The sequence below is a fragment of the Rhodococcus sp. 66b genome, from assembly GCF_002076325.1.
Lineage (GTDB): Bacteria > Actinomycetota > Actinomycetes > Mycobacteriales > Mycobacteriaceae > Rhodococcus_F > Rhodococcus_F erythropolis.
The window spans coordinates 200421-214571 of sequence record NZ_MUZB01000003.1; the positions used below are offsets into that span (position 1 = coordinate 200421).

The 14151-nt window shown below is 62.0% G+C and carries 14 protein-coding genes; 7 read left to right on the forward strand and 7 right to left on the reverse strand.

What is annotated here, in order from left to right; genetic code table 11:
- Positions 1 to 81: 81 nt before the first annotated feature.
- Positions 82 to 1320, forward strand: coding sequence for an HNH endonuclease signature motif containing protein (locus B0E55_RS06690; RefSeq protein ID WP_080909329.1), 1239 nt, complete (start codon positions 82 to 84; stop codon positions 1318 to 1320).
- 144 nt (positions 1321 to 1464) lie between these two features.
- Positions 1465 to 2280: a siderophore-interacting protein gene (locus B0E55_RS06695; RefSeq protein ID WP_070796729.1), complete on the forward strand. Its 816-nt coding sequence runs from the start codon at positions 1465 to 1467 to the stop codon at positions 2278 to 2280.
- 9 nt (positions 2281 to 2289) lie between these two features.
- Here the strand turns inward: B0E55_RS06695 and B0E55_RS06700 are convergent, their stop codons facing one another.
- Both B0E55_RS06700 and B0E55_RS06705 read right to left on the reverse strand, forming a co-directional pair.
- Positions 2290 to 2469 carry a hypothetical protein gene (locus B0E55_RS06700; RefSeq protein WP_019746296.1) on the reverse strand — a complete coding sequence of 60 codons (180 nt, stop codon included), beginning with the start codon at positions 2467 to 2469 and terminating at the stop codon, positions 2290 to 2292.
- Positions 2436 to 2672, reverse strand: coding sequence for a hypothetical protein (locus B0E55_RS06705; RefSeq protein ID WP_080909330.1), 237 nt, complete (start codon positions 2670 to 2672; stop codon positions 2436 to 2438). Before B0E55_RS06705 ends, B0E55_RS06700 begins: the two co-directional genes overlap by 34 nt.
- Positions 2673 to 2833: 161 nt before the next feature.
- Between B0E55_RS06705 and B0E55_RS06710 the strand changes: the two genes are divergently transcribed.
- Entirely contained in the window at positions 2834 to 3790 is a 957-nt protein-coding gene (locus tag B0E55_RS06710) for a proline dehydrogenase family protein (protein ID WP_080909331.1), read from the forward strand.
- 60 nt (positions 3791 to 3850) lie between these two features.
- On the opposite strand, the gene B0E55_RS06715 is transcribed toward B0E55_RS06710, so the two are convergent.
- The 3 genes from B0E55_RS06715 to B0E55_RS06725 all read right to left on the reverse strand — a co-directional run bounded on the left by B0E55_RS06715 (position 3851) and on the right by B0E55_RS06725 (position 7246).
- Positions 3851 to 4294, reverse strand: a complete 444-nt coding sequence (locus tag B0E55_RS06715; protein WP_080909332.1) for an SRPBCC family protein — start codon at positions 4292 to 4294, stop codon at positions 3851 to 3853.
- Between the two features lie 3 nt (positions 4295 to 4297).
- The gene (locus tag B0E55_RS06720; protein WP_003943578.1) at positions 4298 to 5851 is read right to left on the reverse strand and encodes a succinic semialdehyde dehydrogenase; all 1554 of its coding nucleotides are present in this window, start codon (positions 5849 to 5851) and stop codon (positions 4298 to 4300) included.
- A 78-nt stretch (positions 5852 to 5929) separates the two neighbouring features.
- Positions 5930 to 7246, reverse strand: a complete 1317-nt coding sequence (locus B0E55_RS06725) for an MFS transporter (RefSeq protein WP_021332663.1) — start codon at positions 7244 to 7246, stop codon at positions 5930 to 5932.
- A 71-nt stretch (positions 7247 to 7317) separates the two neighbouring features.
- On the opposite strand from B0E55_RS06725, the gene B0E55_RS06730 reads away from it, so the two are divergent.
- Entirely contained in the window at positions 7318 to 8289 is a 972-nt protein-coding gene (locus B0E55_RS06730; RefSeq protein ID WP_020968039.1) for a GlxA family transcriptional regulator, read from the forward strand.
- Positions 8290 to 8319: 30 nt separating this feature from the next.
- On the forward strand, positions 8320 to 8697 hold the full coding sequence (locus B0E55_RS06735) for a DUF5313 family protein (protein WP_003943558.1): 378 nt from the start codon (positions 8320 to 8322) through the stop codon (positions 8695 to 8697).
- A gap of 7 nt (positions 8698 to 8704) precedes the next feature.
- Here B0E55_RS06735 and B0E55_RS06740 read toward each other — a convergent pair whose 3' ends face one another.
- Both B0E55_RS06740 and B0E55_RS06745 read right to left on the reverse strand, forming a co-directional pair.
- Positions 8705 to 10456 carry an oleate hydratase gene (locus B0E55_RS06740; RefSeq protein WP_338013644.1) on the reverse strand — a complete coding sequence of 584 codons (1752 nt, stop codon included), beginning with the start codon at positions 10454 to 10456 and terminating at the stop codon, positions 8705 to 8707.
- A 22-nt stretch (positions 10457 to 10478) separates the two neighbouring features.
- Positions 10479 to 11405: a TetR family transcriptional regulator gene (locus B0E55_RS06745; RefSeq protein WP_029254130.1), complete on the reverse strand. Its 927-nt coding sequence runs from the start codon at positions 11403 to 11405 to the stop codon at positions 10479 to 10481.
- 115 nt (positions 11406 to 11520) lie between these two features.
- Here B0E55_RS06745 and B0E55_RS06750 point away from each other — a divergent pair, with 115 nt between their 5' ends.
- Together B0E55_RS06750 and B0E55_RS06755 are read left to right on the forward strand one after the other, a co-directional pair.
- Positions 11521 to 12474: a cyclase family protein gene (locus B0E55_RS06750; RefSeq protein ID WP_003943547.1), complete on the forward strand. Its 954-nt coding sequence runs from the start codon at positions 11521 to 11523 to the stop codon at positions 12472 to 12474.
- Positions 12471 to 14120, forward strand: a complete 1650-nt coding sequence (locus B0E55_RS06755) for a class I adenylate-forming enzyme family protein (protein ID WP_080909333.1) — start codon at positions 12471 to 12473, stop codon at positions 14118 to 14120. The genes B0E55_RS06750 and B0E55_RS06755 overlap by 4 nt, the downstream gene beginning before the upstream one ends.
- The last annotated feature ends 31 nt before the right edge of the window (positions 14121 to 14151 follow it).

Here is a 14151-nt window from a genome sequence, read left to right on the forward strand (position 1 = left end):
ATTGTCGAAAGTAGCTGGACAGCAGTAATTTTCGCTTGCAAGTCTCTTGTATTCGAAACTTTGTTCGATTACACTTTCGGTATGGACAGTCGGGAAGCGTGGCAGCTGGATGGCGAGGGCCTCAAGTGTGAGGTTCTGGATCTGGTGCGCGCCCGACACGAGTTGCAGTCGCGGATGGTGTTGTTGATCGTGGAGATGTTTTCCCGTGAGGTTCTCGGCGGGAAGGGTTTTCGGGCGATCGCGCAGTGGTTGCATGGTTCGACGAATCTGGAGATCGGTGAGTGCAGTCTGCTGGTCGGGTTGGCGCGGTTGTTGATGCTCGAACCTGTGGTCGGCGATGCGTTTCATCGTGGCGACGTTGATGCGTTGAAGGCCCGTCAGGTGGCGTCGTTTTGTCAGCATCCACCGAAGAACATGACGCCGGCGGATGTGGACAAGGCCCGCGGGATTCTGCTTCGGTTGGCGTCGCAGAACATTGCCGATTGTGATGCGGTGCGGGCGGCGATTCGGCGGATCGAGAAGCAGTACGGCAAGCGTGAGGACGGTGTTCCGGTCGGGGAGGATTCGGAGCGCAACGAGTTTTACGCCTCGAAAGGCTTGTACGGGCGTGTGTCTGTGAAGGGTGACTTGGATGCTGTGAACGGGGCCCGTCTGATCACGTTGTTGTCGAGCCTGTCCGCTCCGACGCCGGAGAAGGACGGCGTGAAGGACACCCGTACTCCGACACTACGGCGTGCGGACGGGTTCTGCGAACTGTTGCGCCGGTATGAGCGGGCGGGGTTGGGTCCGATCGAGGGCGGCGTGAAACCGCACATCACGGTGACCGCGTCGGCCAAGGACATGACGGACCTGAAAGCTTTGAAAGACCTCCTGCCGTCCACTGAGGAGTTGGGGTTCGCGTGGACGGATTGGGTGGGCCCGATCAGTATCGACACTGCCCGGATGTTGGCGTGCGACTGCACCGTCACCCGAATCTTGTTGGATGAGAATGGTGTTCCGCTCGACTGCGGTAAGGAAGCGAGAACAGCAACGGTGCCGCAGAGGCGGGCGTTGGCGGTTCGTGATGGTGGGTGTGCGTTTCCGGGGTGTGGGACGGCGTCGGGGTGGTGCGATGCCCATCATATTGTTCACTGGGGTGATGGTGGCCCAACAGATCTCGACAATCTGATCTTGTTATGTGGTCATCATCATCGGACGCTGCACCATACGGAGTGGCGGGTGGAGATCGGCCCGGATCGGAAGACGGTGTTCTATCCGCCGATGTCCGTTGACCCGTATCAGCACCCGATCGGCGGGAACAGCCCACCGACAGCCGCCTGAACGGGCATAACTGAAAATGCCAGCGTATGCCCCGGGGAATAACCATGCCCCGGGGCATACGCTGGCATTTTCGGTTGCGCTCGATGTCCGTCTTGCGACAGCATCTGTCTCCACTTCGACACGCAGGACCAATAGGGTCGAGGCATGTCTTTCTGCGAACCCGCCCGCGTTGTCACCGTCACGTCCCTGACCCCGCACATGCGGCGAATCAGCATCGAGGCAGAAGGCGACTGGCACTGGCCGACCGGCGGACAAGGCGACGAGCGCATCGATATCGCGTTCCCGAAACCCGGTGAAACAGAAGCAGATTACGACTACTTCAACAATCCCGACTACGGCAAGGCCGATCTCGGAACCGAGCCACCGTGGCGGCACTACACCGTGCGCAAGGTGCACGACGGCGGCCGACGTCTGGACATCGACTTCGTCGTGCACCCTGGCGGCATTGCAGCGGATTGGGCCCTGCGGGCCGAACCAGGTCACCTACTAGGCGTCTTCTGGTCGGACAGTTCGCGGTCCCACTACCAAGCACCGGCGGGTCCTCGCTGGCAGCTGCTGGTCGCAGACGCCACGGGTCTCCCCGGACTGGGCAGGATTGTCGAAGAACTTCGGGAGGGCGATGTCGCACAGGCGATCATCGAGGTCGAAACCGAAGAGGATCGACAGGAATTTGTCACTCGCGGCGACGTCACGTACACGTGGCTCGTGGGGAGTGGTCTCGGAAAGGCGCCGAGCGCGCTGTTCGAGGCTGTGGAGAAGATCGAGTTTCCCGAATCCGAATCGGCCGACGTCTACGCGTGGGTGGCGTGCGAAAGCGCAACCAGCCGTCGTATTCGTAAGCATCTGAGGGAAGTTCGAGGAATTGCTCGCGACAAGCACAATGTTGTCGGGTACTGGCGAGAGGGCGCCGACGGCCACGTTTCCGGCATGAACAGCGAGGAAGTCACCGTCGGCGCCTGAGCGCCGTAATCACTCTGCCGGCAGTGTGTCGGTAGATTCTGCGTGAGCCTGCTGCACGTCAGCCGGCTTTTCCGCCAGCATCTCGAACAGTGCACGGCGTGCCTCGGCAAGAATTGCCTCTGCCTTGGCGACCTGCTCAGCGGTCCCACCTGCGGCTACCGCGACAGCGGCACCTCGGAGTAGACCCATCGCGGGACGGAGCGCTGCGCCGGCTTCACCGAAGTGAGGGCGGCCGTGTCCGCGCTGGTCGGGACGACCAAATCCGCTCTGGTCGGGCCGACCGCGTCGGCCTTCGGGGCGTCCTTCTGCTCGGTCTTCGAAGCGACCCTCGGGGCGCTCTGCATCGAATCCTCGACGGAAACCGTGTCCGCGATGCGGGCCTCGGCGGCCATGCTCGCGACGTTCTTGCATTTCTGGGTTGTTGTGTGGGGCGTACATGTTGTCCTCCTGGACTGTCTGTGTTTGTTTGACGTATCGACGATATATCGACAATAGATCGAACGCAAGGGTCCGGAGAATAATTCCCGCACCCTCGTCCGGATACGCTGAAGCCGTGAACACGGATCTACAAGCCCAGGCCGCAGACGTCCTACGCCGCCTCGCACTCGACGAATCCCTGAAAGAACGCACCATGGCGGACGCTGCGACTGCAGCACTCGCACGGAAAGTCGCCGCTCGCTACATCGGCGGCGAAACCATCGACGACGCTTTCGACCGCCTCCCCTCGATCTTCGCGCGAGGACACAAGGCGAGCATCGAATACACCGGGGAAAGCGTCCGGGATCCCGAGCTCGCGAACGCCGAAACCGATGTTTTCGTGGAACTCGCGGAACGAATCGGCACGTCGGGTGTCGAGAGCACCGTGTCGTTCGACCTCTCGCACATCGGCTTGGTGATCGATCCGGAGCAGTGCTTTCGCAATGTCGTGCGCCTGGCCGAGACCACGGAACGCGCAGGTGCCGAGCTGATCATCTCCGCCGAAGCGTCCGATCGCACCGACCTGGTCCTCGACATGCACGCGCGGCTGGCCGAGCGCTTCACTCACGTGGGGATCACCGTTCAGGCCCGACTGCACCGGACCGCAAAGGATCTCGCCGCTCTGCTGGACCGACCCGGCCGCATCCGTCTCGTGAAGGGCGCCTTCCTCGAAGCCGAATCCGTCGCCTACCCACGCGGTAGTGCCGAACTGCGAAGCGCGTATCTCGACTACGCAGCCCGAATCGTCGAATCGGGTCACCAGGTTTCCATCGCGACGCATGACCGCGACATCCTCGAAGCATTACGCGCCGAGCATGATTCGAAGCTCAGAGCCGACCACGTGGAGTTCGAGATGCTGCTCGGTCTCGGTACCGAGCAACTGGACGCACTCCGAGCCGCGGGCTACACCACACGCGAATACGTCATCTTCGGAACACAGTGGTGGCTGTACGTACTCAATCGCATCGCCGAAGAGCCGGAGCGTGTCTACACCGCGCTCGTCGACGCCGCGCTTGTCACCACTGCAAACTGATCCGCAGCAACACAAGTGGGGCTGCACTCGAATCGAGTGCAGCCCCACTTGTGTATGTTTCTAGCTCTCCAGAAACGCCTTGATGCGCGCCAGAGTGGTTTCCATTCCGGTCTGCATCAGCTGATCTCGACCCCGACCGAGTAGGCCGCTACCCGACATCATGCGGACGTAAAGCGCAGGCGTCGCATAGATCTCACGAGTCTCGGTAAGCACGGTGCCCGTTCCCGAAGGTTCGAGCACGTATGCCCACCGAGCCTTCGGCTCGTCCGATTCGAAGGAGAACTTCCGGCAGTCGACCACGTCGACCACCGTGCAGTGCGTGCTCCACCGAATCAGGCCGTGCTTGTTGGTGCCCTTGAACTTTGCGCCCACGGTGCCCGGGGTTCCGGAAGTCCATGTTCCACCGGTGTTTTCAGGGCTGAAGCGACCCATACCTTCGATGTCGCTGACAACCTTCCACACCGATACCGGAGTTGCCTCGATGTACGCGCTGGCGGTTTCCACCCGTTACCGGCCCGGAACCCAGGACATGATCTTGATGGCGTGAGGCATGAGCTTTGCCCACACCTTGGCCGGAAGTCCGCGCGGTCCACCGAGATTCATGACGCGGGTGGTGGCAACGGTCTGCGGCTCGGTGTACTTGATCAGCCCCTCGGCGCCGTGACGACGACCGACGCCCGAGACACCCATGCCGCCCATCGGTGCTGCGGTGCTGCCCCAGGTGGGTGCGTAACCCTCGTCGACGTTGACGGTGCCGGCGTGGATGCGCGCTGCGATGGCTTCGCCGGCAGCCTTGCTTCCCGCCCACACACTGGCGTTGAGGCCGTACTCGGTGTCGTTGGCCGCAGCGATGGCCTCTTCGACGTCCTTGACGGGGTAGATCGAGACGAGCGGCCCGAAGGTCTCGTCGCGGTAGCACTCTGCGTCTTCGGGAACCCCGGTGAGCAGGGTGGGCTCGTAGAACAGCGGTCCGATGTCCGGGCGGGCCTTGCCGCCGGCAATGACGGTGGCGCCCTTGACCACTGCGTCGTCGACATGCGCGGAGATTGCCTTGACCTGGGCCTCGGAGACGAGGCTGCCCATCTCGATTCCGAATTCGTAACCGGCGGCGAGGTTCATCTTCTTGACGCGGTCACCGAACATACGGATGAACTCGGGTGCGATGGACTCTTCGACGTAGATGCGCTCGATGGAGATGCACAGCTGACCGGAGTTGGAGAAGCACGCACGCACAGCGGCGTCGGTGACCTCGCGCAGGTCTGCGCCGGCCGCGACGATCATCGGGTTCTTGCCACCGAGTTCGGCGGAGAAGCCGATCAGTCGACGGCCGGCCTGCTCGGCGAGGAGCTGACCGGTCGCGGTGGAACCGGTGAACATGAGGTAGTCGGTGTTCTCGACCAGCGCGGTGCCCACGACGGAGCCCGGTCCGGGAACCACGGCGAAGAGGTCGCGGGGCAGTCCCGCCTTGTAGAGCAGTTCGACGCAGGCGAGCGCGCAGTACGGCGTCTGACTGTCCGGCTTGAGGACAACGGCGTTACCGGCGAGCAGCGCGGCGATGGCGTCGGACACGGCCAGCGTCATCGGGTAGTTCCACGGCGAGATGACGCCGACGACACCCTTGGGCTGGTAGCGGACGACGGTCTTCGTCAGACCCGGAAGCATGCCGGAGACGCGACGCGGGCGCAGCAGCTTCGGCGCCACACGTGCGTAGTGACGCGACGTCATCGAGATGTCGAGGACTTCTTCCTGAGCTGCGGTACGCGACTTTCCGGTCTCGGCCTGAGCCATGTCCATGAGGGCGTCGCGGTTCTCCAGGATGAGATCGCGGTAGCGGTGGAAGACGGCAGCGCGGTCGAGGACGGAGCGCTTGGCCCATTCCTTCTGGGCGACGCGCGCACGGGCGATGGCCGCAAGTGCGTCGTCGGCGGTGCCGACGGGGATGGTCGCCAGCTCCTTGCCGGTGAACACCTCGGTGATGGACTTCGTCGGGCGATCGGCAACATTGTCGATGGCGATCAGATCGGCGAGCCGCGAGAAGGTCGCAGCGGACGGAGCAGGCATTTCAGTACCCCTACTGGTGAGTAGTTCTTGGAGTTACACACAACTTACCCCGTCGGTGGTACCGATCACAGTGCCGAATCAGACAGAGTCAACCAATACTGCCTCTTTCGGACGTTTTGCGATCAACAACGACATGACTGCAGCGATCGCGCAGAGCGCGCCGGCCACCAAGAAGGCAGCGTCGTACGAGCCGATCTGATCACGAACGAGGCCGGCCAAGAAGGCCACCAGACCTGCACCGATCTGGTGCGATGCCAGCACCCAACCGAACACGATGGGGGCGTCGGCGCCGAAGTGTTGACGGCACAGCGCGACCGTCGGCGGAACCGTCGCCACCCAATCGAGCCCGTAGAAGATGACAAACGCGATCATCGGCGGATTCACGGTGTTGGCGAGCAGCAGCGGCAGGAAGAGCAGCGAGATTCCGCGGAAGAGGTAGTAGATGCCGAGAAGTTTTCGCGAGTCCATCCGGTCGGTGAACCAACCCGAAGCAATGGTGCCGACCATGTCGAGGATTCCGATCAACGCCAACAGGGACGCGGCCGTCGTGATCGGCATTCCGTGATCGTGCGACGCCGGGACGAAGTGCGTTCCGATCAGTCCGTTGGTGCTCGCGCCGCAGATCGCGAAGGTACCGGCGAGAAGCCAGAACACCTTGGTCTTCGACGCCATCACCAGCACCGAGATCGCCCGGCCTCCGGCGCCGCCGCGCTGGTAGACAGGCTTGGCGGGTGGGGCGTAATCGGCGGGCGCGCCGTACGGCGTCGTTCCCACGTCTGACGGATAGTTACGCAGGAACAGCAGAACGAACGGCACGACGGCCAGTGCGGCAAACGAAACTGTGAAGGCGACGCTCTTCCAGTCGTACGTTTCCGCGAGCTTCGCCAGGACGGGCAGGAACACCAGCTGACCGGCGGCACCACCGGCCGTCAGGATGCCGGTCACGAGACCACGCTTCTCGACGAACCAGCGATCGACGACGGTGGCGACAAACGCCAGCGCCATCGAACCGGTGCCGAGACCGACGAAGACACCCCACAGCAGAATGAGTTGCCAACTCGAGGTCATGAAGATCGTGAGACCACTGCCGAGCGAGATGAGCGCCAGCGCCGAAGTGACGACCGCCCGGATACCGAACCTTTCCATCAGGGCAGCGGCGAACGGCGAGGTCAGCCCGTACAGGATCAGGTTGACCGAGACGGCGGCCGAGATGCTGGCGCGGGACCAACCGAAATCCTCGTGCAGCGGATCGATCAGGACGGACGGCGCGGCGCGGAAGCTCGCCGCTCCGACCAACGCCAGAAATGCCACGATCGCGACGGACCACGCGCGGTGAAAGCGCGGCGGGCTCACCTGCTGCGGGCCCGATTCGGGGAGAGCGGTCTCAGAAGTCACAGAGAGAATTCTGCAGTTCGGATTCGATCGAGAACAGTGGCCAGATTGCCAATATATGAAAGGATCGAGCCATGTCTGGTCCGCATCGCGTCGTCGTACTGGCTCTGAACGGAGTCATTCCCTTCGAACTCGGGATCCCCGCGCGTATCTTCGGGCGTGCCATCGACGTCGAGGATCGGCCGCTGTACGAGATCCTGACGTGCACCGTCGACGGCAATCCCGTGCAGACCGACGCTGACTTCAGCATTTCGGTCGACCATGGGAGCGAGTTGCTCGCCACCGCCGACACCGTCGTCATCCCGGCGTCGTACGAATTGGGCCCGGCCTTCGACGAGGGTTATCTCTCCCCCGAATTGGCCGCAGCATTCGAACACATCCGCCCGGGGACCCGGCTGGTCTCGATCTGCACCGGTTCGTACATCCTCGCCGCGGCCGGTTTGCTCGACGGACTCCGCGCCACGACACATTGGCGCAACACCGACCATTTCCAGCGTGTCTATCCCAAGGTGAACGTGGATCCCGACGTGCTGTTCGTCGACGAAGGCCACATCCTGACCTCGGCCGGCGTGGCGTCAGGCGTCGATCTCTGTCTGCACATCGTCAGGCGCGACCACGGCATGGAAGTGGCGAACACCGTCGCGAGGCGTTGCGTCGTACCGCCGTGGCGCGACGGTGGCCAAGCGCAGTACATCCGCCGCCCACTGGCCGACAAGCCTTCGGAATCGACTGCCGACGCTCGGCACTGGGCCCTCGAACATCTCGGCGATCCGATCACGCTGGCAGACCTGGCGACGCGTGCCAACATGAGCGTCCGCACCTTCAGTCGTCGATTCCGCGACGAAGTCGGAACCACACCGAACCGCTGGTTGACCAGCAGACGTGTCGATCGGGCACGTGAATTGCTGGAGGAATCCGATCTGTCGATCGATGCAATTGCAGCTCGAACCGGCTTCGGGACCGCGACATCGATGCGTCAACACATGAACGAGGCGCTCGGCGTTTCACCGAGCGCCTACCGACGCACGTTCAAGGCACCGGCGTAAGCGGCAGTACCAGGCACTATCCTGGAGGCCATGGCCGAACAGACTCGCCCGAACTTCCCCCAGTACTGCGGATACCTCCTGGGGAAGACGCTCCCCGACCGGTACCAGGACTGGGTGCGGAACGATCTGGTCGGACCGGGTGCACAGGCCCGCTACATCATTCGTTTCACCGTGCCGGCGACGCTGATTCTTCTGCTGTTCCTGTTGATTCCGGGACCGATCTGGATTCCCTTGGCCATGATGGCCTTGTTGCTCATCCCGCTCGCGTACTTCGTCGTGGCGCTCGGGACCATCTACCGCCGTCACCGACTGCTGAGCCACGGACTCGATCCCGAATTGCTCGACGAGAAGGCCCAGCGCCGTGCCGATCGCACTCGCGAGGACTACGAGAAGCGGCACGGTCGCTGAGCACCCCTCAGCGGAACATCGTCACTGCGGCCTTGGCGAGGACCTTCGGATCCTTCTCGTAGTGATGCATCTTGGTGAGCTTGTCTTCCGGAATCCCCAGGAACTTGTAGACGGCCACCTGAGCGCAGCGCACCGAGTACTGCTCGGTGAACACCATGTCGAACGGCAACTCCGCGAACTGACTGATGAAGGCCAGGTTCTTGGAGTGCTTCGGCACCACCAGCGGCCGGTCGCCGACGGCTCGCCGATTGAACAGCGCACTGGCGTAAGGCATGTGGCTGGGAATCGAATTCACGACGCTGTCCATAATCTCTTGTCGGCGCGCGGCGAGCGCACCGCTCTCGTCGAGTGCCTCGAGATGCCCGAGAGTCTCTTCCAGCATTTCCCGGCCGGTCATCTCGATGAACGGCTTCTTCACGTAGTCGCCGTCCTTGCGCGGGAACAGACAGTAACCCCAGAAGACTCCTTCGTTCTCCTTCTGCGCGTGGTAGTGCGGCTGATGGTGAACCACGATCGACAGAAGCACGTTCGAGTCCACGAACGTGTTGAGTGCATTTCCGGGGAGCTGCTTGGTGATTCGGGAAATCTCGTTGATGAGCTCGTGTGACGAAGTGGTGACGGTGAAGCTGGTCCACTCACTCTGCGCCCGGTCCCCGAAGAACTTGTCGGGATTCCCAAGATCGTAGAAATGCTCGGTGGCCTGCTTCCACAGCAGCGCACTCGGCGCGTATCTCATGTCTTCGACGATCGGGGTGTCGAGATCGCCGATCGACGAACTGTCGGTGATGCTGCCGTTGGTGTCGAAGACGAAATCGCCTTCCGCCACGTCGATTCGGCCCTTCTCGCCGGTGCGGACGTTCTCGTAATCGAGTCCCGTCACGATGATCTCGTCTCGAAGCGGGGTGTCCTTGAACACGAACTCCGTGATCTTCAGTTCGTTGACGAACTTCACGCCCTTACCTTCGAGGAAGGTCCGCATCGGCAAGATGATGCTCTCGTACTGGTTGTACGGGGACCTGGTGACACCCGCAAGCGTCTGAATGCGGCTGAACTCGAGAATCATTCGGTTCATGTACCGGCGAAGCTCCATCGCCGAACTCACCCGCTTGAAAGCGAAAGTGGTCTCCCACATGTACCAGAAGTTGGTGGTGAAGAAGTGCGGAGTGTCCTCGAACCACTGCTCGATGCTGATGTCGTCGAGTTTTGCCTCGTCCGACTCCGGCATCGTCATCAGCTTCGTCAACAAGTACCGGTCCTTGTTGTCGAATTGCATGTGCTTGTAATCGTTCTCGCCCTTGTTGCGAATACCGTCTCGGTCGATCAACCGTGCGACGTCATGCGTGGGGTGCGCGTGGTCGAAGTCGAGAATGTCATCCGTCACCGACTTTCCCGGGTTGTCCAGCGACGGAACCGCACTCAATATGTCCCAGAGGTTCTCGTAGGTTTCCTCGTTGAGCATGCGGCCGCCGCGGTTGATGAAACCCGCGTCGTTACCGAGTTCGCGATGGCCGTACTGGTGCTGAAACGTAGCGGCGGATTCGCCGTCGTTCGCTCCGTGCATGTCCAGGCCCATGATGGTGATGTCCTCACCGTTCCACTCACCGTCTCGAATCAGATAGACGGCAGCCGAGAGGTTTCCGATGCCGGCACCGATCATGTAGGCCTTGTGAGACAGATTGGAAGACATTGGGTTTCGTTCCTTACTCGAGTCGCGGTACGGATACCTTCCAAGCATGGACCCGTTTGTCCGCAGGCGCATCACCCGAACCGGATGACGTCCGTCACGGTCGCTGAAGGCGCACCAGATCGAGCGCAAAACGCACGTAGTCACGTGCAATTTCCTCGGGCGTTTGCGGCCCACTCGGCCGATACCATTGCGCGACAGAGACACACATCACGACAATCGCACGCGCGGCCTGTCGCGGCCGATCCGTCTCGAACACACCGGCGGCGATTCCGTCGTCCACTTGCTTCGTCATCAACCATTGCTGGTAGTTGCGTGATTCCGTGATGCGCAACCTGTTCTCGGCTGTGAGACTGCGCATTTCACTGGCGCCGAGAAATCCTTGATCACGCCGATAGATATGGAACAAGGTCACACATTCGACAAGGAAAGCCAATCTTTCGTCGGGACTTTCGCCCTCTTCGATAGCCGCCAACGATCTCGTGTTGAGTTCAGCCATGGTGAGGTCGAGAATTTCGGCCAACATCTGTTGCTTACTGGAATAGTGGTGATACAGACCCGGAACACTCATCTGCGCACGTTTGGCGATCTCACGCATCGCAGCGCCGTGATATCCGGTCTTCACCATCTCCGCGAGCGCGGCAGCCAACACCGGATCGAACGAACTCGGACCGAACCTTCGCCACTCGTTCGGGCGAAAATGTGCGTCCGGGTCGGCGTCGTCGCCTCCCCATCGCGGCTGTTCCGGCGGACGCACTATCGCAGCCGGGAGCAGAGCGTCGAAACGCACTCCGAGAATCCCGCCGATTGCCGCCAACCGGTCGACGCTGACTCTGGTCTTTCCGGTCTCGACAGCGCTGAGGGTAGCCGGGCTGACATCGAGACGCCTGGCCAATTCACGCAGCGAGAGCCCGCTGTGACGCCGCGCTTGCCGGATCGACGCCCCGATCAGGACAGCATTCTCAAATTCGGTCACAGTGTTCAGTATTGCCGAACATAGGATTTCCAACAATGCGATGACCACGGAAATCTATGAACGTGTTGACTACTAGTTATCGGCCTGAACATGATGTGGATCACAAAGACCCAGGTCCGCCCGAGCGATCGTTCGGTGTCGGTAGCGAGAGGATCGAATCACCATGACCGAGGCGCCATATCTTGGAGAACTCCTGCGCGACGCACCCAGTAACTGGGGCAAGTGGGGAGAGTCCGACGAGGTCGGTTCACTGAACTACCTCGACGCCGGACAGGTGCTTCGCGGCGTCGGAACCATCAAGCAGGGTTCCGTGTTCACACTCCAACGTCTTATCGGCGATCCCAAGGGTGATCCGGTCTGGCCGGGACGGAGCCCCGCCGAGCGCACACAGATCTTCGACGAGAGCAGCTGGGACGGCGACGACGCCCCCAACTTCCCCGGCGGCCTGCATTACGCGGACGACAAGATCGACGCGTTCCTACAGGGCTCGACGCAGTACGACGCACTCGGCCATGTCTGGTACGACGGCGCCCTGTGGAACGGATACTCGGCTGATACCACTGTCGGCGGCCTGGAGAAGGCCAGCGTCGAACCGATTGCCGACCGCGGCGTCGTCGGACGCGCAGTACTTCTCGACATGGCGAAGTTCCGCGGCAAGGAAAACCTCGACAAGGCCGAAACCTTTACGCACCATGATCTTTTGGCCTGTGCCGAAGCGCAGGGCGTCACCATCGAGAAGCGTGACATTCTCGTCATCCGCACCAACTTCCTCAAGCTGTTCTTCGACCAGGGCGAAGCCTTCTACGAGGGATTCTGCGAGCCCGGCTTGATCTACAGCCCCGAACTCGTCCAGTGGTTCCAGGACATGGAGATTCCGAACCTCGTCACCGACACCATTGCCAACGAGGTCACCACCGACCCCGAAAACGGTGTGGCACTGGTTCTCCACAACGCATTGATGCGCAATCTCGGTGTCGTGTTCACCGAGATCTGCGATCTGGAGAAGCTGGCCGCGGACTGCGCGTCCGACGGCCAGTACACGTTCTTGTACGTCGCCGCACCGCTCAAGGTTGCCAAGGCCAGCGGCTCTCCCGTGAATCCGGTTGCCATCAAATGACATACGAAGATCGCCCTTGGTTGGCGTTGTACCGCAACGACGTTCCCCCCGACATCGACGTCGAACAGCCCACAATGCTCGAATTGTTGGCAGCGGCGGTCCGCTCTGATCCGGACGCCACGGCCGTGAAGTACTTCGACGGTCAACTCAGTTTCGCCGAACTGGATCAGCAGAGTGACGCCCTGGCCCGCGCACTACGAGCAGGTGGTCTGACGAAGGGAGACCGTGTCGCACTCTTCCTGCAGAACGTTCCGCAATTCGTGCTCGCCCTCGCCGGAATCTGGAAAGCCGGCGGCGTCGCAGTCTCGATCAATCCCATGAGCCGTGAACGAGAACTGGGATACCAACTCGAAGATTCCGGAGCAGCGGTTCTGATCGCTCTCGAGGGGCTCTACGAGTCCGTCGGCCGCAACGTCGTCTCCGACTCGCCGGTCAGGCGAGTCTTCACCACCTCGGAACTCGAGTACCAAAGCCGCAACGATCCACGGGTTTTCGACGGAATCGTGAAGAAGGATCTCGGTACCGACGATCTCGCGACGCTGATCGACCAGCATCGTCTCGGCGATCCGATCACTACCGACGCTGCACCGGAAGACATTGCGGTACTGACCTATACGTCGGGGACCACAGGTCCGCCCAAGGGAGCGATGACCTCTCACGCGAACATGACCTTCAACGCCCAGGTCTACCGTGACTGGCTGGGGCTCACCCCGAAAGACACGGTTCTCGGCGTCGCACCGCTCTTCCACATCACGGGGTTGATCGGTCACATCGCGGTGTCCGTCTTGGCGAGAATGCCGCTGGTGCTTGCCTACCGCTTCCAGCCCGAGGTGATGCTCGACGCGATTCGTGAGCACCGCCCGACATTCACAGTCGGCGCCATCACTGCGTTCACCGCACTGCTCAACACTCCGGGTTGCGCGCCCGAAGACTTCACCTCCATGCGGTTGCTGTATTCCGGCGGCGCACCCATCTCGCCGACAGCCGCCGAGGCAGTCCGCGCCATGACCGGTGCTGCGCTGCACAACATCTACGGGCTGACCGAGACCACGTCGCCCACTCACGCCGTTCCCGTCGGGGCGGACACGCCCGTCGACCCCACGTCCGGGGCACTGTCCGTTGGCGTTCCAGTACCCAACACCGTGGTCCGCATCGAAGACGAGGGCGGTGCGGTCCTGCCGATCGGAGAGATCGGCGAATTGGTCGTCCGTGGTCCACAGGTGGTGCGCGGCTACTGGAACAAGCCGGAGGAGAGTGCGTCGGCCATTCGCGACGGGTGGTTCCACACCGGCGACGTCGGTTTCATGGACGAAGCCGGCTGGTTCTACGTCGTCGACCGTAAGAAGGACATGATCATTGCGTCCGGCTACAAGGTGTGGCCACGCGAGGTCGAGGACGTTCTTGCCGAGCACCCCGCAGTCCGTGAGGCGGCAGTCGTCGGGATCGCCGACGAATACCGCGGTGAGACGGTGAAGGCGTTTGTCAGCCTCGTCGCGGGGGCCTCGGTGACGCCGGAAGACTTGATCGATCACTGCAAGCAGCGGATGGCGGCGTACAAGTACCCACGCTCCGTGGTGCTGGTGGAGGAACTGCCCAAGACCGTCACGGGCAAGATCTTGCGACGGGAGCTGCGCACGACCTCTTGACGACGAAGGCGGGCGGGCCTCCAGGCTCGCC

Bases quoted from the DNA above. Each gene is read 5' to 3' on its own strand.
- B0E55_RS06690 (WP_080909329.1), top strand. From the start codon at position 82: ATGGACAGTCGGGAAGCGTGGCAGCTGGATGGCGAGGGCCTCAAGTGT.
- B0E55_RS06695 (WP_070796729.1), top strand. From the start codon at position 1,465: ATGTCTTTCTGCGAACCCGCCCGCGTTGTCACCGTCACGTCCCTGACC.
- B0E55_RS06700 (WP_019746296.1), bottom strand. From the start codon at position 2,469: ATGGGTCTACTCCGAGGTGCCGCTGTCGCGGTAGCCGCAGGTGGGACC.
- B0E55_RS06705 (WP_080909330.1), bottom strand. From the start codon at position 2,672: ATGGCCGCCGAGGCCCGCATCGCGGACACGGTTTCCGTCGAGGATTCG.
- B0E55_RS06720 (WP_003943578.1), bottom strand. From the start codon at position 5,851: ATGCCTGCTCCGTCCGCTGCGACCTTCTCGCGGCTCGCCGATCTGATC.
- B0E55_RS06730 (WP_020968039.1), top strand. From the start codon at position 7,318: ATGTCTGGTCCGCATCGCGTCGTCGTACTGGCTCTGAACGGAGTCATT.
- B0E55_RS06735 (WP_003943558.1), top strand. From the start codon at position 8,320: ATGGCCGAACAGACTCGCCCGAACTTCCCCCAGTACTGCGGATACCTC.
- B0E55_RS06740 (WP_338013644.1), bottom strand. From the start codon at position 10,456: ATGCGCCTGCGGACAAACGGGTCCATGCTTGGAAGGTATCCGTACCGC.
- B0E55_RS06750 (WP_003943547.1), top strand. From the start codon at position 11,521: ATGACCGAGGCGCCATATCTTGGAGAACTCCTGCGCGACGCACCCAGT.
- B0E55_RS06755 (WP_080909333.1), top strand. From the start codon at position 12,471: ATGACATACGAAGATCGCCCTTGGTTGGCGTTGTACCGCAACGACGTT.